Origin of the sequence: Streptomyces sp. 8L, assembly GCF_020176795.1 — a bacterium.
GTDB lineage: Bacteria > Actinomycetota > Actinomycetes > Streptomycetales > Streptomycetaceae > Streptomyces.
The window spans coordinates 1-18,200 of sequence record NZ_JAIUKE010000005.1; the positions used below are offsets into that span (position 1 = coordinate 1).

The following is an 18,200-nucleotide window of genomic DNA, read 5'->3' on the forward strand; positions in this document are numbered from 1 at the left end:
CGCCCACCCGACAACCCGACTCACCTGCGGACCTCGACCTGGCGCGGGCGGCGGAGGACATGGGGATCGACGGCGCCTTTGTGCGCGTGCACCACTGGGCTCGCCAACTTGCCTCCCCCTTCCCGCCGCTGTCCGCGCTCTACATGGCGGAAGAGGCGGCGGCCGTAGACCCCATGAGCGGTGAGCGGCTTCAGCTCGGTTGTGGGCCTGATCATCCCCCACCTCGTCCCGCTCTCCACGGGCGCGAACCACCGCAGGCCCCTTCTTCCTCTGGCTTCTCCGGCGGAACAAGGGCTTGGATGCGGTATGGGGCTGACCGTCGAGCAGGTACATGTCCGGCTGGACCGTACGCCGGTGTTGCGGGGCGTGGAGCTGGAGGTGGGTGTCCAGCGGGCAGGTGGTGGGCGTCGTCGGCCCCCATGGGAGTGGCGAGTCCACACTGGTCCGAACGGCGACCGGTTCGCAGCATCGGGACAGGTCGCGCGGAGCGGTGTCATCGTCGGGTCCCGGTCGCCGGGCCGAGGCGGCGGGAGAGGAATGCGTCGAACGTGGTGCGGGTTCTTGTCGAGCGGTCGCGCGGGCGGAGCATGCGGATGCGCCCTTCGGCGACGTCCTCGGTCATGCCGACCGTTCCGTCCGCCATATGCGCGGAGAAGCCGGCCGTGAGCAGGCCGGCACGCATCGTCGGCGCGTCGACGCGTTCATAGCGTGCTCGCGGGTCGCTGAGGTGGCGGCCGATCGTGGCCGTCACCTCGGCCAGCGTGATGTCCGCCGGGCCGGGCAGCTCCAGGACCCTCGTGGACGGGGTCCTGTCTCCGGCGAGGATCTCCGCGGCCACGGTCCCGATGTCCTCGGTCGCGATGGCGGGCAGGGGCAGATCTGCGGGGATGAGGCCGTGGGAGACACCGGTGTCCTCGATCTCGGCGATCATCGGCAGCGTGTTCTCCATGAACCATCCGGCGCGCAAGTGGAAGGCTGCCACGCCCGGGATCGTGTCCACCGCCTCTTCGAGGCGTCGCAGTCCCCAGACCGGCCCGCGGGCGCCGTCGTAGTTGGCCGCCCAGCCGCTGAGAGTGACTACGCGTTCCAGCCCGGGCGTGTCGGTGAGGGCCCCGCGTAGCGCGCTGATGGTTCGGCGCTGGTGCGCGGCGTAGTCCGTGCTGTCGGGGATCAATCCGGGTGCGAGCATGACGAACGCGGCACGTGCGCCGCGGAAGCCGGCGTGCAGCTCATCGGCACTCCCGTGCGGCACCGCCGCGACCTCCGCGCCGCGGTCGCCGTACGTGCGCAGCCGCTCCGCGTTGCGGCCGAGGGCCCGCACCGGGTGGCCGTGGGCGAGCAGAGAGTCGGCGACTGCTGATCCGGTGTTGCTCGTGGCAGAGACGACGACGATCATCCAGCACGTCCTTTCGCTGTGGGCTTCCCACGGAGTGGGCTCGGCGACGACTCGCCGGGGAAATCAGGAGCGCGGAGGCGCGGCCCCTGACACAGCACTTGCCGGAGCGGGGTCGCGCGGGGATCAGTCCGCAGAGAGCGCCCCGAGCAGCCGCAGCCGTTCGGCCGAGGGCGATGACGGCTCGGCGGCGCTGATGATGAGGCGTTGGCCGGGGTCGTCGGGGAGACGGAGGATCTCTTCGTTCAATTCCAGGTCGCCGACCAGGGGGTGACGGTAGCGGCGCACGGTGTGCATGCAGTCCCGGACCGGGTGCTCCTGCCAGATCCGGGCGAAGTCCTCGCTGCCGTCGGCGAGTTCGGCGACAAGCCGGTGCAGAGAGAGGTCGTCCGGCCGTTCCGCGCTCGCCAGCCGCAGGTAGGAGGCGAGGTCTTCGGCCTGCTTTTCCCAGTCGGCGAACAGCGATCGGGAGGCGGGATCGAGGAACACGCGTCCGACCTGGTTCGGTCCCCGCTCCGTTCCGATCGCCGCGATCTCCTCTGGCGTGAGACACCAGAGACCGTGGCCGAGCGCGTTGCCGGCGAGGATGTCGCCGCGGCGCCCGACCAGCAGGACGGCGGCGGTGCTGGAGGCGATCAGGTCGAGGACCGGTCGGCGCACCCGGTCCGGTCCGTCGATCGCGACCGCGGGCGGCAGGGTGCGCGCCAGGCGATACAGGTGGGCGCGCTCGTCCCGGGTCAGACGCAGGGCGCGCGCCAGAGAGCCCAGGACCCCGTCGGAGACCTCGTGCCGTTCGCCTTGTTCGAGCCGCGTGTAGTAGGTGACGCTGAGACCGGCGAGCCCGGCGAGTTCCTCACGGCGCAGCCCGGGGACCCGGCGGTCGTCGCCGTAGGAGGGCGCCACGTCCGCGTCCTGCGGCGTGAGCGCCGCGCGGCGGGAGCGCAGGAACGCGCCCAGCCCCCCATCGCGCACCTCGGCGGAGGAGCTGGTCGCGTCGGCTTTCACGCCGCCTCCAGTGGTCGATACGGGATCGGAATCCATGTTGCCTCGTCGTCGTGGAAACGCAGATGCCCGATGCCGGGGAACGGCAGATGGGCGCCCGCGACGGCCCAGCGCCGTGCGCGAAGCTCATCGAGAATCCGGGCCCGGGATGTGCGAGCCGTCGGCCGGTCGCTGTCGATCTCCATCGCCACACGCGGCGCACGCAGCTGGACCGTGTGACTGTGCACCGTGTCTCCCCAGAACAGCACCGACTCGCTCGCATTCATTCCGTCGGCGCCGCTCAGGAGGTATCCGGTGTGGCCTGGTGTGTGCCCGTGCAGGTCCACAGCGGTCACCTGCGGCACCGGCTGGTCGCCGTAGGCGAAGCCGGATACCTGCCCGCCGGCGCGGTACGGCGCCAGCGCCTCCCTGCCCCATCGATGGATCTGGGCCTGCACGCCCTCCGCGCCGGCCTCGATCGTGTCGTTCAGCCAGTGGTCCAGGTCCGCGCGTGCGACGTGCACGGTGGCGTTCGGGAACGCCGCATCGCCACCCGTCGTGAGCAGGCCGAAGGCGTGGTCCGGATGCATGTGCGTGATGAGGACATCGTCGATGTCTTCCGGCGCGGTTCCCGAGGCGCGCAGGCTCGTCAGGAGGTGGCCGGTGCCGGGGCCGAGCGACGTGCCCGCTCCGGCGTCGACCAGGACCGTGCGGCCACCGGCGTCGAACAGGAAGACGTTCACCGCCGTGAGCAGATCGCCCTCCGGGGGAAGGAAGCCGTCCGCGAGGAGCTCGGTGATCCGCTTCGGGGATTCCCCGTGCATGTCCGACGAGAAGATCGGCAGCGCGCCGTCGTAGAGAGTGGTCACCGTCGATGAACCCACACCTGTCCGGGTGAAACCAGGCGGTGCGGAGTGTTCTGTGGAGCGCATGTTTTCAGTATGCGAAGGCGGGCGTGAGCCTGCCTGCCCACGTGGTGGATAGGCAGCGGCCGGCCATGCGGACCGGAGCGCCGAGTCCGAAAAGCCCCGCTTCCGGGCGTCATCTCTGTGTTCCCGGTCGCGGACGACGGTGGAGAACTTCGCGGTGTTGTTGTCGTCGCGGGGGGCCGGCTCAGCCCGCGGCCCTCAATGCCGCCGCCCCCGGATGCTGCGGCGACCAGCCCCCAGACGTGCGTGTGGTTGGTCGGTGAGGGACGGCTGCGCGAGCTCGGCCGGGGTTCGTCGCCAGCGGTCACGGGCCGAAACGCGGTGTTCGGCGTGCACCCGCTTCCACTGGTCGGGCCTGGCCGACCCGTCACTGAGCCACAAGGCCCGTACTCCGTGCTGCTCAGCAGGCGACTGATCCACCGTTCCGGCCCATCAGTCTGCCTGTGGTGGGACTGGTGGCGCACTGACGGTTTAGGGCCGCAGACGCACGAACGGCATGCGTGGCGGTGCAGGAAGGGCCGTTCGGTCTGATTCGGTGATCTTCATGTGGGACGGCTCGTGGAGACAGACCCGGGCACCTCGGCATGGCGCGCCTCGCTGTCGCGTGTAGACGTCCGGGCGAGACCACGCTGGGGGTTGTCCCAACGGATGTTGGTGGAGACGAAGGTGGACAACTTCGAGCGTCAGGCGCGGCTGAGCTTCCTGGGCTGAGCGGGACCGCTACCGGGCCGTGCCGGCCGGTTCTCGGTACCGTGCGTGCGCTAGTAGAGAGAGACCTGCACGGACTGGGCACGGCTGTGAGCGAACGTCCGTCGCCGCACCTGGGCCATGACGCACGTCGTGTGTCCAAGCGATCTGGGTGACGCCACGTCGGGAGTTGGCCGAACTGGTGCTGTCCGCCCGGTGCCGTGAACGCCGCGGCCGAGCTCTGGACTCCGGCAGGCATCCACTCCTCCAGACGTCTCCAGACGCGCATTCTGTCGAACGGGTTCTCGCCGATCCCGGATGCCGGAGGCGACCCACTCGCTGGACGCACCGGCGGTACCGGCTTCCCCCCGTCTGCCGGGCCCATGGCTTCCGTCCTTCTCCACGCCGGTTCCGTACGAGCCGGAGCGCCTGCAAGGACTATCCGCTTTCCGGATGGAGATGACCTGAATTCCGGCGTTGACCCTCTCGCAACAAACATTTAACGTCCTTGTCAGTGATCGCCTTCACACGGGATTGCGGAACCATGCGATCGCGTGAACACCGGGGATGCGGGCTGCCGTTTGCGCTGCCGGGGAACACCCGCACGCACCGTGCGATGCCGCCAAGTCATATCGATGCCATGAGGTGAAAGATGCCGGAAAGCACGCAGGAGAAGATAGGCGATGAAATTCTCGCGCGATTTCGAGATATTCCGACGAGCCTGGTGACGGACGCGTTTCTCCGCCTCGGACTGAGCGGCTGGATGGACGAAATCCTGCCGCTCGCGGCCGGCAGCCGTGTCGCCGGCCGTGCCCGTACCCTCGCCTTCGGGCCGACGCGGCGGTCCGGAAAGCTCGACGCCAGCATGTACGAGCTGCTGTCCAGGATCGCCGGGGGCGAGGTCCTGGTCATGGGCGCGGGCGGCACTCACGACAACCTGCTCGGCGACAACATGGCGACGTTCGCGCATCGCTCGGGCGTCGCGGGGATCGTCACCGACTCCAAGACGCGGGACCGCGCGGGACAGCGCGCGCTCGGCATGCCCCTCTTCTCCCGTGGAGCCGGGGTCCGGCCCCCGATCGAGGTGGAGCCGCAGGCGTTCGACGTGGCGATCAGCTGCGGCGGTGCCCAGGTGAGGCCCGGCGACATCGTCCTGGGCGACGACGACGGTGTCGTCGTGATCCCGGCGGAGCGCGCGGCCGATGTCCTCCACGAGATCGAGGACATCATCGAGATCGAGGAGGCCGTCGGGCGGCTCATCGCGAATGGTGGCGGCGTACGGGAGATCGAGCAGCAGGTCGCGAAGAAGAAGACCCCTCGGGGCTGACCGGGCCCGCCCGGGCCCAGCCCCCTTCCCACGAACCGGAAGTGACGCGCCATGTCCGACGACAGCACGGAACGTGCCCTGATCGCACGCCGCGAGGAAGCGCTGTACGACGCTCTCGCGACCGGTGACACCGACGCCTTCGAGGACCTCTTCTCGGAGGACGTGACCTATGTCCACTCGACGGGCATCGCCGAGAGCAAGGCGGAGAACATTGCGGGCCAGCGGCACGGCGTACACCGCCACGGGCCGACCACGACCGTACGGGGCCACACCCGGATTCTCGGCCGGACCGCCGTCACCCGTGGCCTCATCGACATGATCGACACCGCGCACGGAGAGCCGTTCAGCATCCGTATCCGTCAGACCCTGGTGTGGGTCAAGGAGGACGGCGTCTGGCGCCTCCTGGTGCGCCATGCCACACGCATCCCGGTGTGACAGCCCATGCGTTCCACTCGGCACACGCACCACAAGACACGCAGCATCCACCATCCAGGACTCAGGACGGGAGTGAGGCCATGACCGCATCGGCTGGGGCGGCGGAACAGGAGACCGTCCGGATCGTCGAGGAGAGGGAGGAGCTCCTGTACGAAGCGCTCGCGGAGCCACGCGGCGAAAACCTCTCAGCGAGGCTCGGCGAGCTGCTGTCCGAACGGCTCGTACACATTCATCACACGGGATTCGCCGACACCGGGCGGGAATACCTCCTCGGCCGCCTGAGCGGTGTCTACAGGCCCGGTCGCGTTCGCAGGCTCAACGGCGGTACCGCGGTGCACGGGGACCTTGCGGTCACCACGGGAACCGTCGACGTGGCGGACCCTGCACGGGGTCCTGCCGCCGTCACACGCCTTGAACAGACACTGGTCTGGGGCGCGGAAGAAGGCACATGGCGCCTCCTGCTCAGGCAGACAACGGCGGCGCGGCCGTAACTCCGGCCGGTTGCCGTAGCTCTGGCCGGCTGTCGTAACACCCGCCGTAGGACCGGCTCTTGAGCGCGGCGGCCGCATCGTGGTGGCTGCCGCGCCGTGTCCCAGCCTGCCCCGTCCCACTTCCGAGTGCTCGCGCAGGACCCTTCTTCCGTCCGCGCACACCGGCACACCACCACACACCGGCACACCACCACACACCCGTCACCACACACGAGCCGCAGCCCGGGGCGCCGCAGTCCGCGGAACGGCCCCGGGCACACCGGGAGACGAACATGGACAGTATCGCGCAGGTGCGCGCCAGGGAAGACGCGTTCTTCCTGGCCCAGACGGCGTCCGACGTCGCCGCGCTGAACGAGATCATGTCGGACCGCCTCAAGCGGTTCGTCCACACCACCGGCCTCGTGGAGACCAAGGCCCAGTATCTGGAAGGCGTCGAGTCCGGCCGCCACGCCCACGGCGCCATCACCCGCATCACGGGGCACACCAGCGCCTCTGGCGGCGGCGCCGTCACCATCGGCGTGGTCGACATGGTGGCCGAGCCGCCCGGTGTCCCCTCCTTCACCATGCGCATCCACCACGTCCTGGTGTGGGCACACGAGGACACCGGCTGGCGTCTGACGGCACGTCAGGCCACCCGGCAGCCGCTGTAGCGGTCCGAAGACCCCGAGGGGCAGGACCGCTGCCCCTCACCCACGGCCCAACACCACTGCGAGGCGCCAGATGAGCGACGACAGCGCGACACCGAACCGGAAGGACGGTCCCGACCGCGGCCCGCTGGCGGTCGTCGGATGCTTCACCACAGCGGAGAGAAAAGCACGCGGCACCGGAATCCGTGTGTTCCACCGCGACGGCGCGCCCTGGCGGGCCGCCCACCGGCTCGACGGCATCGTCAACCCCTCCTTCCTCCGGGCCGATCCGGAACGGGGCGTGGTCTACGCGGCCCACGGCGACGACGATGTCGTGAGCGCCTACACCGTCGACCCGGCCACCGGTGCGATCGCCCCGCTCGGCCGGGCCCGCTCGGCCGGCCGCAACGGCGTCGCGGTAGCGCTGCACCCGTCGAAGCGGTTCCTCTTCGTGGCCGACTACGCCGACGGCAGCGTATCGACACTGCCCGTGGCGTCCGACGGCAGCCCGGCGGACGCCACCCACTGCCTGGCCCTTCCCGGCCCGGCCGGGCCCCACCGCGTCGAGCAGACCTCGTCGCACCCCCATGACACGGTCATGGACCCGGCGGGGCGGTTCCTCCTCGTCCCCGACAAAGGACTCGACCGGGTGTTCGTGCTCCGCCCCGAGGACAGTACCGGTGAACTGACGGTCGTCAGCCAGGCTCTTCTGCGGCCCGGCTCGGGGCCGCGGCACATCGCCTTCCACCCGGTGCTGCCACGCGCCTACGTCGTCACCGAGATCGACTCCATGGTCGTGTCGCTCGCCTGGGACGCGGCGGCCGGAGTGCTGTCGCCTCTGCACGTGGTGCCCGCGCTGCCCGACTCCTTCTTCGGCCACAGCACCGCCGCCGAGATCGTGGTCGATCCGTCCGGCCGCTTCCTCTACCTCTCCCACCGCGGCGCCGACCTGGTGGCCCGGTTCTCCCTGGACGACAGCGGCGACCGCCCGGTCCTCGGCGGTTGGGTTCCGAGCAACGGCGCCGAACCCCGTTTCATGGCGCTCTCGCCCGACGGGACCCGGTTGTTCGTCGCCAACGAACAGAGCGACTCCATCGTCGAGTTCGCGATCGACGCGGTGACCGGCGAGCTGTCGGCGACGCACACCGTGGCGACACCGAGCCCGTCCGCCGTCGCCTTCCTCTGAACACCGGCCCGGCCGGCGCCCACCGGTGGCGCGGACGTCGACAGCGGCCATCGCACCCCAGGAGAACCGTGTGAACGTCCACTCCGGAACCGTCGTCGATCACAGCCTGCCGATCATCGATCCGCACCACCACCTCTGGCACGGCGCCGCGGGGCGGTACATGCTCGACGATCTGGTGGCCGACCTGAGCAGCGGACACGACGTGCGGGCGACCGTCTACATCGAATGCGGATCGTTCCACCGCGCGGACGGTCCTGAGCCCCTGCGTCCCGTGGGAGAGGTGGAGTTCGCCAACGGAATCGCCGCGATGGCCGCGAGCGGCCGCTACGGGCCGGTCCGCTTCTGCTCCTCCATCGTCGGCTTCGCCGACCTGATGCTCGGCGCCGAGGTCGACCGGGTCCTCGACGGCCTGGTCGCCGCGGGCAACGGCCGGCTGAAGGGCGTGCGGCACATCGCCGCACACGACCCCGAGGTCAAGCAGCTCGCGCCGGTCGGCATGCTGCGCGACGAGCGCTTCCGCGCCGGCTACGCCCGTCTGGCCGGGTACGGCCTGAGCTTCGACGCCTGGCTCTACCATCCCCAGCTCGGGGACCTTCTCTCCCTCGCCGCCGCCCACCCCGAGACACCTGTCGTCGTCAACCACGCGGGCGGCCCCATCGGCATGGGCTCGTACGCGGCCCGGCGCGACGAGGCGTTCGCCGAGTGGCGGACAGCACTCAAGGCGCTGGCCGCACTGCCGAACGTGCACATGAAGCTCGGCGGCTTCTTCATGCCGGTCTTCGGGTTCGGGTTCGAGAAGGCGTCCGCCATCGACCCGGAGGAACTCGCCCGCGCCGCACGGCCGATCGTGGAGACCTGCGTTGAGCTCTTCGGTCCCCAGCGGTGCATGTTCGAGAGCAATTTCCCCGTGACGCGGGACTTCCTCACCTACCGGGACGTGTGGAACTGCTACAAGCTCGCGGTCGCCGACGGCACGCCCGCCGAGAAGCGGAGCCTCTTCCACGACACGGCGCGGGACTTCTACGCGATTCCCCGCGAATGACTCAGGACAGGACGGGAAAATGACGGAGATCGAACAGCGCACCATGCGCCGCCTGAGCAAGAGGCTCGTTCCCTTTCTGCTCCTCTGCTATTTCGTTTCCTATCTCGACCGGACGAACCTCAGCTTCGCGGCTCTGCAGATGAACCGGGACCTGGGGCTGACGGCCGGGGCCTTCGGCTTCGGGGCGGGTGCCTTCTTCCTCACCTACTTCCTCTTCGAGGTGCCCTCCAACCTGATGCTGGCGCGTGTCGGCGCGAGCCGCTGGATCGCCCGGATCATGGTGACGTGGGGGCTGGTCTCCGGCGCCATGGTGCTCGTCAGGGGCGAGGCGAGCTTCTACACCGTCAGGGTTCTGCTGGGCGCGGCGGAGGCCGGGTTCTTCCCCGGAGTCATCTTCTACCTCGGCCTCTGGTTCCCGGCCGCCCACCGCGCCCGCATCATCAGCCTCTTCATGGTGTCCGTGCCGCTCTCCGTGGTCGTCGGCGCGCCCCTGTCGGGCGCACTGCTGTCTCTCGACGGTTCGCTGGGGCTGCGGGGGTGGCAGTGGGTCTACATCGTGGAGGCGGTACCGGCCCTCGTGCTCGGCGTCGTCACGTTCTTCTACCTCTCCGACTCCCCGAAGGACGCGCGCTGGCTCCCGGACGACCAGCGCACCTGGCTCGTCGGCCGTCTGGAGGCGGAGCGGATACAGGCGAAGGCCGGCACAGGACACGTCACGGTCCTCAGGGCTCTCACCCACCCCCGCATCCTCGCCCTGGCTGTGGTCGATGTCGCCATCTGCTCGATCAACACGGGCGTGGGGGTCTTCCTGCCGCAGATCATCCAGGGCTTCGGCGTACGGTCGGACGTGGGCGTCACTCTGACCACGGCCGTTCCCTACCTGGTGGCGGCCATCGGCATGGTGCTGTGGAGCAGGCACTCGGACCGAACGGGAGAGCGGCGGATGCACACGGCCGTCCCCCTCGCAGTCGCGGCCCTCGGGATCGTGGGCGCGGTCTGGGTGCCGGGCGCCGTGCCGAAGATGGTGTGCCTCTGCGCCGTGATGTTCGGCCTCTACGCCATGCAGCCCGTCTTCTGGACGCTGTCGATGACCTTCCTGACCGGTGCGGCGGCGGCAGGCGGGGTCGCCGTCATCAATTCCATCGGCAACCTGGCGGGCTTCGTCAGCCCTTACGCGATGGGTTCGGCCAAGGACGCGACGGGCAGCTTCAGCGTCGGCATGCTCGGCATCGCCTGCACCGGTGTGCTCGGCGTGGTCGTCGTGCTGCTCGTCGGCAGGGGCCGGCGACGCACAACGGCCGAGTCGCTCTCCAGCAGTGCGGAGACGGCGCGGAGTGGGCAACCGCACGGCGGCGGGGGCGCGTGAGACGGGCGCCGCGACTCACAACGGCGGGAACACCGTGGGGTGGCGGCGGTGCGCGGCGCCCCGCAGATCCACCACCTGCTGCGGGGGCGGGGTCAGCAGCACCGTCCTGAGCAGCGCCGTCGCCGCTGCCGACGGTTCCACGGCCGCGGTCCAGTACACCGCGACCTCCCGGCTGATGCCGGAGGCCACGGGCACGACGGCCACACCGTCGAGCCGGACGCTGCGGAGCGCCATCAGGTTGATGATCCCGCAGGCCAGCCCCTCTCTGGCCATCGCGACGATCGACTGCGGCTGGTTGGAGATGTACTTGATCCGCGGGGTGACCCCGACCGCCGAGAGCAGCCGGGTGATCTCCGCGTCCTCGCTGTTGCGGCCCCCGATGATCAACGGCTGGTCCGCCAAATCCACCGCCTCCACGGCTCCACTGCGGGACAGCGCGTGGTCCTCGGCGACCACCAGGCACATCGGCTCCCGCCACAGCGGCTGGGCATGGAGGGGCGTGCGGCACATCGGCGGCGGAACCGTCGGGCGGATGGCGATCGACGCCTCGTCGGAGTCGAGTACCTGGTCGAGGCCACGGATGCGTCGCTCAACCAGTTTGACCTCGATGTTCTGGTAGTCCCGGGCGAAGTTCTTGAGCACGTGCGGCAGGTACTCGGACCCGGCGCTCGGGTAGGTGGCGACGGCGACGTCCCCCCGTGCGAGCCCCTTCACCTCCAGGGCAGCGTGGCGGCCCGCGGCCAGCTCGTCGAGCAGGGCCCTGGCGTGCGGGAGGAACGCCTCGCCCTCCGAGGTGAGCCGGGTGGGACGCTGGTGGCGGTCGAACAGCCGCACGCCGAGCTCCCGTTCGAGCGCGGTGATGTAACTGCTCACCCGCCCCTGCGAGCGGTAGAGGTGACCGGCCGCGGCGGAGAACCCGCCGACTTCCACGACCGCGAGGAACGCCTCTATCCACATCGTCTGCACGGCGGCGCCGTCCCTTCCCGTCCGCCCGATTCCCGCCCGATTATGACAACACACCGGTTCAAGCCGCGGTGCCGGGGCGTCCGCGGGGGCCGAACCGGGACACTCCCCGGCCGGCCCCCACGCGTCACCGCTTGCCGACGGACGCTCAGTCCTCCTCCGACAGCCCCCGCAGCTTGTGCACGAGCGTGCGCACACCCCTGGGCTGGGCGAGCACCGTCAGGATCGACTCGGCGACGTCCTCTGCCCGCAGCATGTCGGCGAGTTCGGGGGACCGCGGCGTACGCCCGGCCCCCGGCGCCATCGCGAACTCGGTGACCACCCCGCCCGGGCACAGCGCGGTCACCCGGATACCCGACCGGTGCAGCTCCCTGTCCAGGCCCTTCGCCAGCCCGATCTGCGCGTGCTTGGTCGCGCCGTAGACCGCCTCGTTGGCTCGTACATCCAGGCCCGCCACGGAGCTGACGACGACGATGTCCCCGGAGCCGCGCTCCCGCATGTGCGGCACCGCGGCGCGCACCGGCCACACGGTGCCCGCCACATTGGCGTCGAGCATCTCGGCGAGTTCCTCGTCGGTGTGGTCGGTGATGCCCCCGTACATCCCCACGCCCGCGTTGGCGACGAGGACGTCGAGCCGGCCGAAGTGCCCGACGGCCTTCGCCACCAGTTCCCGGGCGGCCTCGGGGTCCCGTACGTCCATGGTGACGCCGACGGCCCGGTCGCCGAGTTCACGGCAGAGGTCGTCGAGCCGCTGCTGCCTGCGGGCGCCGAGTACGACGCGCGCCCCGGCGGCCACCAGGCGCCTCGCCGTGGCGGCGCCGATGCCGGAACTCGCACCGGTGATCGCGACGACGTGCCCCTCTGGCAGTGTGTTCATTTCGTTCTCCTCGCGGGCTCGCTGTGTGGATCGGTGGTCAGAAGGACTTCAGGATGTGGCGCACGTGGCTCGCCTGTGGGGGAGCGGTCAAGAGCGGCATGACGAGTTCGCGCCAGTGGGCGAAGTCCTCGCTCGTACGGAACCCGACGAGGTGGTCGTCGAGGGTGCTCCACTCGATGAGAAGGTGATAGACGAGGCCGTCCTCGACGGACCGCACCAGTTCGAACGACCGGCAGCCGACGGCCCGTTGGAACAGGGCGGCCGCCTCCGCGACCCGGGCCTCGAACCGGTCCTCCGCGCCGGGCCGCACATGCAGGTCCACGCACTCCGTCACACCGTCGCGACCGGTGCCGCCCGCCGTCTCCTGCTCCACGTCGATACGCGTCGCCGGCCCGCCCGCGGCGGGCGCCCGGGTCGCGTCCACCGAGGCGTACGTCCAGAAGATGCGCATCGGCCGGGACGCCGAGGCGTTGCGGAAGTGGTGGGGGATGTTGGCGGGGACGAACGTGACGTCGAAGGGGCGCAGCGGCGTCTCCTGCCCGTCGATGTCCACCACCGCCTCGCCCTCGATGACCATGACGCTCTCAGGGCAGTTGTGCAGGTGGTGCCCGATCGCCGCGCCCGGCTCGAAGGCCGTGATCCCGTTGAGGAACCCCGTCGCTCCCAGGGCCCGGTCGACCAGCGGGGTGGTGCGCGCGCCGTTGCCGCGGTCGATCGCGGCCCGCTGTCCCGGCCGCAGGACGGCCGGGGGGAAGGGCCGCCCCCGTGTGCTCCCGGTCGTCATGCCGCCTCCTTGCCCTGTCGCGATCCGATCCACAGTGTCTTGACGTTGACGAACTCCCGGATGCCGTAGGAGCCGAGTTCACGGCCGTAGCCCGACGCCTTGACACCGCCGAAGGGCAGCCGCGGGTCCGAGGCGACGATCCCGTTGACGAACACGGCGCCCGCGTCGATCCGCCGGGCAAGCCGCTCGGCGCGCTCGGGGTCCGACGACCAGAGCGACGCGCCGAGCCCGAATTCGGTCAGATTCGCCAGCCTGACCGCCTCGTTGTCGTCGTCGACCCGGGTGATGGCCGCGACAGGCCCGAACGTCTCCTGGTCGAACACCGCGTGGCCGGGCGCCACCCGGTCGAGGACCGTGGGCGGATAGTACGAGCCCGGGCCGGGCAGAAGTTCACCACCGGTGAGGAGTACGGCGCCGGCCGTGACACTGCGGCGCACCTGGTCGTGCAGGACCGCCAGCAGGTCGGGCCGGGCGAGGGGCCCGACGGTCGTCGCGGGCTCGAAGGGATCGCCGACCGTCAGCGCCTGCGCCCGTTCCGTGAAGTGTTCGACGAACTCGTCCGCGACGGCGGCGTGGACGAGGAACCGCTTGGCGTTGACACAGCTCTGGCCCGCGTTGGTGAAACGGGCCGCCACCGCGGCACTCGCCGCCTCCTGCACGTCGGCGTCGGCGAGGACGACGAACGGGTCCGAGCCGCCGAGTTCGAGCACCTGCTTCTTGACCCTGGCCGCCGCGCGGGCGGCCACGGTCGCGCCGGCCTGGGTGGACCCCGTCAGAGTGACGGCGGCGACGCGCGGGTCGTCGATGAGCGGGGCCACCGCCTCGGTCTCGACCAGCAGAGCGGAGACCAGACCGTCGGGCGCGCCGGCCGCCGCCAGCACCTGCTCGATGGCGAGCGCGGACCCCGGGACGTTGCCCGCGTGTTTGAGCAGGGCCGCGTTGCCGGCGGCGAGCGCGGGCGCCGCGAAGCGGAAGAACTGCCAGAAGGGGAAGTTCCACGGCATGACGGCCAGCACAACACCGAGAGGCTCGAAGACGACCCTGCTGTCGGCGGCATCCGACGCCACTGCCTCGTCCGCGAGGAACGCCGGCGCGTGCTGGGCGTAGTAGTCCAGGGTGACCGCACACTTCTCGATCTCGGCGCGTGCCTGGACGAGGGGCTTGCCCATCTCCAGGGTGATCAGCCTGGCGTGGTCCTCGGCGCCTGCCCGCAGCACCCTGGCGATGCTCCTGAGCAGTTCGACGCGCCGGACCAAGGGGGTGTGCCGCCAGGCGCTCTGGGCCGTCACGGCTCGTTCCACCCTGCGGTCCACCTCCGCCTCGGTGTGCGGGGTGTAGGTCCGTACGCGCTCGCCCGTCGCCGGGTTGACGGTGGCTATCACGCGCCCACCCCGTTCCCCGGCGCCTCGAAGGCGCCTCGGGCACCCGCGGGCGTGTCCGTCAGGGGCACGAGGGTGCGCAGCGACCGGCTGCCGTCGATCACACACCGGCGTTCCACGGTCTTCCACCGGGCGAAGTGGGGGGTCGCGCGGTGCTCCTCGGCGAAGGCCCGCTCGTCGCGGTACTGCTCGTACAGCACGAACGCCTGCGGGTCCCCCTGGTCCCGCAGCACGGTGAAGGAGAGGCATCCCGGTTCCGCGGCGGAGGCCTCCGCGTTGCGGGCGATCTCGCGGCACACCTCGTCGAGGAACTCCTCGCGGGCGCGGAAGGACACGATCACGACGAACACGCGGCGCCTCCCGTCGGCGTCCCGCCTGCCGTCGGCCCTTCGGCGGCCAGGCTCCGCAGGGACTCCATCGTGTCCCGGTAGTAACTGAGCAGAATGTTGCGCTCGTTGGGGTAGACAATGGACCGCATTCCGCGCGCCAGCAGGTCGGCGGCGTCGTCCAAGGACGAGCAGAGCGAGCCGCACGCCACGCCGTGGCGTGCGCACGTCGCGATCACGGAATCGATCGCCGCGAGGACGTCCGGATGGCGTATCTCCAGGGGGAAGCCGAGATCCGTGGAGAGGTCGCCCCGCCCGATCTCGACGAATCCGATGACACCCTCGGCCAGCAGTTCGTCGAGGCGCGCCACCCCCTCGGCGCTCTCGACCTGCGCGGCGATCAGCACCTGGTCGTCCACAGCGGCCTTGATCCGGGCTCCGGGGCCGCCCCGGTAGTCCTGGGCCGCCGACTGCGCCGTCGAACCCCGGTTGCCCGCGGGCGGGTAGAGCGCCGCGTCCCGCATGCGCCGTACCTCCTCCGGCGTGGTCACGTCGTGGAACATGACGCCCATCGCGCCGATGTCGAGGACCCGGCCGACGACTCCGGAGTCGAGCGAGTACGGCCGGACGACGGGGGTGACGCCGCACGCCCTGGCCATCTCGCACAGGTCGCCGACGGTCTCGAAGGACAGGCTTGAGTGCTCCATGTCGATGAACACGTAGTCACAGCCCGCGGCGGCGGCGATGCGGACGATGGCCGGTGTGCGCATCGAGTCCAGCCACACGCCGAAGACGTGCTCTCCACGGGAGAGCTTGTCCTTCATTGTGTTGCGCGTGGCGAGGAGGTTCGGTGATGGGGAGGGGGTCATGTTGTGTTCCTTCCTGAGGGCGACTCGGAGAGCGGCGCGGAAAGAGGGCGCTGCGGTGGCGGGCGTGCGGACGACCGGGCGGAACTCACACCAGTTCGCCCACCCGCCGGACCTTGGGTGTCAGGAGCGCACCGATGAGTGTTCCCACACAGGTCAGTGCGACGAAGAGGCCGATCAGCCAGGTGTGCGGCGGTCCGCCTGCGGCGAGCAGCAGCGAGCTGGCGATCAGCGGGGTCAGGCCGCCGCCCACGGCGCCCGACAGCTGCCAGCCGAGGGACACACCGGTGTACCGGGTGTTGGTCGGGAACAGTTCAGAGTAGAACGAGGGGGCGATCGAGAAGATCATCGACCAGCACACGTACATGAAGAGCCACCCTGCGTACAGCCCGGCCGACGAGTGGGTGTTGATCAGTGGGAAGACGGTGAGCGCGCTGATGCCGAGCAGGACCGCGCCGATCGTGCACAGACGGCGGCGCCCCACGCGGTCCGACAGCGCGCCGAAGGCAAGGATGCAGGGGATCGAGACGGCCTGGCAGATGATCGCGGCGTGCAGGACGGTGTCCGTCGCATAGCCGATCTGCACGGCGTACGTCACCGAGAACGTGAGGAAGATGGAGCTGGCGGTGAAGGGGCCGATGGTGATGAGCAGCGCCTGGGCCACGCCGCGCTTGTTCTTCTGCAACAGCTCAAGCAGCGGTACCCGTGCGTGCAGGTCCTTCTGCCCCTGCGCGGCGCGGAACACCGGGCTCTCCTCCAGCCGGAACCGCATCCACAGGCCGAGGCCCACGAGGAGCGCGGCGGCCAGGAACGGCACGCGCCAGCCCCAGGACATGAAAGCGGCCTTCGGCATCGACTCGACCCAGGTGAAGACGAGGGTGGCGATGACGGTGCCGGAGATCGAGCCGAGCTGGGAGATGCTGCCCCACAGGCCGCGCTGCTGCGGCTTGGCGAACTCGGAGGTCATCACCGACGCGCCGCCCCACTCGCCGGCCGCCGCGAGCCCCTGCACCACCCGCAGGAGGACGAGCAGGAGGGGCGCGACGAGTCCGACCTGAGCCGCCGTCGGCATGGCGCCGACGAGGACGGTGGAGAGTCCCATCAGAAGGGCGGTGAGCACGAGCACTCGCTTGCGCCCGAGGCGGTCGCCGTAGTGCCCCCAGATGACCGCGCCTATCGGGCGCACGATGTAGCCGGTGGCGAACGTCCCGAAGGAGGCGATGATCCCCAGCCAGGACGGCACGTCGGGGAAGAAGATCTTGGCAAAGATGAGCGTCGAGGCGACGCCGTAGATGTAGAAGTCGTACCACTCGATCGCGGTGCCGAGGTAGCCCGACAGATAGACCGTGAACTGCTCACGGGCCGAGGGCCTGGTGACCGGCTCCTTCACGGCGCTGTGATCGGCATCCATGGTGCTGCTCCTTACTGGTGCTCCTTTGGACCAGCGGCGGCTCGTGCGTGCTCAGGGGTGGGGGAAACCCCGCGCCACGTGGCGCGCATGCTGTGGGAAGGCTCTGCCCGCCTCCTCAGGAAGAAATAACATATTATCTTCGAGTGGGGAAGGGATCTCGGCTCGCCAGAAGGGATCTCGGGTCCGCTACATGATGGCCAAGGGGGAGACGGGCGAGCCCACGGACCGGCTGATTTTCAGGCCGAGACCACTGAAGAAGAAGTCCCAGCGGCCCTCCGAAGCGCAGACCTCGGACAGCTCCTCCAGGTCGAACATCTCACCGAGGGTCATGCCAAGATCACGGATCAGGACCATGTGGACCGGCAGCCCGGCCCCCGGCTCCACGCTGGGTTTGACCTCGACCGCCTGGTTGTCGGCGGCCACGGCCGCCACCTGCCGTTCGTGCAGCCACTCGCAGCAGGAGACTCCGAGCCCCGGCACGGCGTCGCTCACGTAGGGCACACCGAGCGAGGGGTCGAGGAAATAGCGGTACCAGCCCGTCCGGACCAGCAGGATGTCGCCGGACCGTACTTCGACACCCTGTGTGCGCGCCGCCGCGTCCAGGTCGCCGGCGGTGATCTCCTCCGAGGCGCCGAGGCTGGGGACCCCTTTGAGCCGGGCGATGTCGAGCAGTACGCCGCGGCCGATCAGGCGGCCGACGACCTGGTCCGCGGAGTTCCTGGAGGCCCCCGCGGTGGCCGTCACCACCGAGGCCGGCGTGGCGTTGTAGAGCAGGCCGTCGTACCCCACGTGGGCAAGGCTGTCCCACTGGGTGGCGCACTGGAGCGGCATGACCACCATGTCGTCGGAGACGATCTGGCCGCTCGGCGTCGCGCCGTCCGTCGGCAACTGCGTCATGCGGTGGATCGGGTTGAACCTTCCGTTGGCCCCGGTCTGGGGCCCCTCGTCGCCGAAGGGCATTCCGAGGTCCACGATCCGGCCGGTGCGGATCAGTCGGGAGGCCGCCCTGCGCGTCTCGTCGGTGAGGAGGTTCGCCGTGCCGAGCTGATCGTCCTCGCCCCAGCGGCCCCAGTTGCTGAGGCGGCGGCCGAGTGCCTTGAACGCGTGGTGGGTGGCGGGGGGCAATGTGGC

Annotated in this window: 19 protein-coding genes; 7 read left to right on the forward strand and 12 right to left on the reverse strand. The window is 70.2% G+C overall.

Annotated features, from left to right (window positions below):
- Positions 1 to 20: 20 nt before the first annotated feature.
- The 4 genes from LCE31_RS41070 to LCE31_RS00580 all read right to left on the reverse strand — a co-directional run bounded on the left by LCE31_RS41070 (position 21) and on the right by LCE31_RS00580 (position 3,306).
- Positions 21 to 215 (reverse strand): hypothetical protein, encoded by a 195-nt coding sequence (locus LCE31_RS41070; protein WP_225011810.1) that lies wholly within the window; start codon positions 213 to 215, stop codon positions 21 to 23.
- Positions 216 to 493: 278 nt separating this feature from the next.
- Entirely contained in the window at positions 494 to 1,396 is a 903-nt protein-coding gene (locus LCE31_RS00570; RefSeq protein ID WP_225011811.1) for an NmrA family NAD(P)-binding protein, read from the reverse strand.
- 123 nt (positions 1,397 to 1,519) lie between these two features.
- On the reverse strand, positions 1,520 to 2,398 hold the full coding sequence (locus tag LCE31_RS00575; RefSeq protein ID WP_225011812.1) for a helix-turn-helix transcriptional regulator: 879 nt from the start codon (positions 2,396 to 2,398) through the stop codon (positions 1,520 to 1,522).
- Positions 2,395 to 3,306, reverse strand: coding sequence for an MBL fold metallo-hydrolase (locus tag LCE31_RS00580; protein WP_225011814.1), 912 nt, complete (start codon positions 3,304 to 3,306; stop codon positions 2,395 to 2,397). The genes LCE31_RS00575 and LCE31_RS00580 overlap by 4 nt, the downstream gene beginning before the upstream one ends.
- Before the next feature lie 1,336 nt (positions 3,307 to 4,642).
- Here LCE31_RS00580 and LCE31_RS00585 point away from each other — a divergent pair.
- The 7 genes from LCE31_RS00585 to LCE31_RS00615 all read left to right on the forward strand — a co-directional run bounded on the left by LCE31_RS00585 (position 4,643) and on the right by LCE31_RS00615 (position 10,463).
- On the forward strand, positions 4,643 to 5,317 hold the full coding sequence (locus LCE31_RS00585) for an RraA family protein (RefSeq protein ID WP_225011815.1): 675 nt from the start codon (positions 4,643 to 4,645) through the stop codon (positions 5,315 to 5,317).
- A gap of 51 nt (positions 5,318 to 5,368) precedes the next feature.
- Entirely contained in the window at positions 5,369 to 5,752 is a 384-nt protein-coding gene (locus tag LCE31_RS00590) for a nuclear transport factor 2 family protein (protein WP_225011817.1), read from the forward strand.
- Positions 5,753 to 5,832: 80 nt separating this feature from the next.
- Positions 5,833 to 6,243 carry a nuclear transport factor 2 family protein gene (locus tag LCE31_RS00595; RefSeq protein WP_225011820.1) on the forward strand — a complete coding sequence of 137 codons (411 nt, stop codon included), beginning with the start codon at positions 5,833 to 5,835 and terminating at the stop codon, positions 6,241 to 6,243.
- Positions 6,244 to 6,515: 272 nt separating this feature from the next.
- Entirely contained in the window at positions 6,516 to 6,893 is a 378-nt protein-coding gene (locus LCE31_RS00600; protein WP_225011824.1) for a nuclear transport factor 2 family protein, read from the forward strand.
- 70 nt (positions 6,894 to 6,963) lie between these two features.
- Positions 6,964 to 8,055, forward strand: coding sequence for a lactonase family protein (locus LCE31_RS00605; RefSeq protein WP_225011826.1), 1,092 nt, complete (start codon positions 6,964 to 6,966; stop codon positions 8,053 to 8,055).
- Between the two features lie 70 nt (positions 8,056 to 8,125).
- A complete protein-coding gene (locus LCE31_RS00610) occupies positions 8,126 to 9,097 on the forward strand; it encodes an amidohydrolase family protein (protein ID WP_225011829.1) in 972 nt (323 codons plus the stop codon).
- A gap of 19 nt (positions 9,098 to 9,116) precedes the next feature.
- On the forward strand, positions 9,117 to 10,463 hold the full coding sequence (locus LCE31_RS00615; RefSeq protein WP_225011831.1) for an MFS transporter: 1,347 nt from the start codon (positions 9,117 to 9,119) through the stop codon (positions 10,461 to 10,463).
- 15 nt (positions 10,464 to 10,478) lie between these two features.
- On the opposite strand, the gene LCE31_RS00620 is transcribed toward LCE31_RS00615, so the two are convergent.
- From LCE31_RS00620 to LCE31_RS00655, 8 genes are all read right to left on the reverse strand, one after another.
- Positions 10,479 to 11,420: a LysR family transcriptional regulator gene (locus LCE31_RS00620; protein WP_225011889.1), complete on the reverse strand. Its 942-nt coding sequence runs from the start codon at positions 11,418 to 11,420 to the stop codon at positions 10,479 to 10,481.
- 154 nt (positions 11,421 to 11,574) lie between these two features.
- Positions 11,575 to 12,303, reverse strand: a complete 729-nt coding sequence (locus LCE31_RS00625) for an SDR family oxidoreductase (RefSeq protein WP_225011833.1) — start codon at positions 12,301 to 12,303, stop codon at positions 11,575 to 11,577.
- Between the two features lie 37 nt (positions 12,304 to 12,340).
- A complete protein-coding gene (locus tag LCE31_RS00630; protein ID WP_225011834.1) occupies positions 12,341 to 13,087 on the reverse strand; it encodes a cupin domain-containing protein in 747 nt (248 codons plus the stop codon).
- On the reverse strand, positions 13,084 to 14,469 hold the full coding sequence (locus LCE31_RS00635; RefSeq protein ID WP_225011837.1) for an NAD-dependent succinate-semialdehyde dehydrogenase: 1,386 nt from the start codon (positions 14,467 to 14,469) through the stop codon (positions 13,084 to 13,086). Before LCE31_RS00635 ends, LCE31_RS00630 begins: the two co-directional genes overlap by 4 nt.
- Entirely contained in the window at positions 14,466 to 14,816 is a 351-nt protein-coding gene (locus LCE31_RS00640) for a putative quinol monooxygenase (protein WP_225011840.1), read from the reverse strand. Before LCE31_RS00640 ends, LCE31_RS00635 begins: the two co-directional genes overlap by 4 nt.
- Positions 14,804 to 15,661, reverse strand: coding sequence for an HpcH/HpaI aldolase family protein (locus tag LCE31_RS00645; protein WP_225011842.1), 858 nt, complete (start codon positions 15,659 to 15,661; stop codon positions 14,804 to 14,806). The genes LCE31_RS00640 and LCE31_RS00645 overlap by 13 nt, the downstream gene beginning before the upstream one ends.
- An 85-nt stretch (positions 15,662 to 15,746) precedes the next feature.
- The gene (locus tag LCE31_RS00650; RefSeq protein ID WP_225011844.1) at positions 15,747 to 17,069 is read right to left on the reverse strand and encodes an MFS transporter; all 1,323 of its coding nucleotides are present in this window, start codon (positions 17,067 to 17,069) and stop codon (positions 15,747 to 15,749) included.
- Positions 17,070 to 17,255: 186 nt separating this feature from the next.
- On the reverse strand, positions 17,256 to 18,194 hold the full coding sequence (locus LCE31_RS00655; protein ID WP_225011846.1) for a cyclase family protein: 939 nt from the start codon (positions 18,192 to 18,194) through the stop codon (positions 17,256 to 17,258).
- Between the last annotated feature and the right edge of the window lie 6 nt (positions 18,195 to 18,200).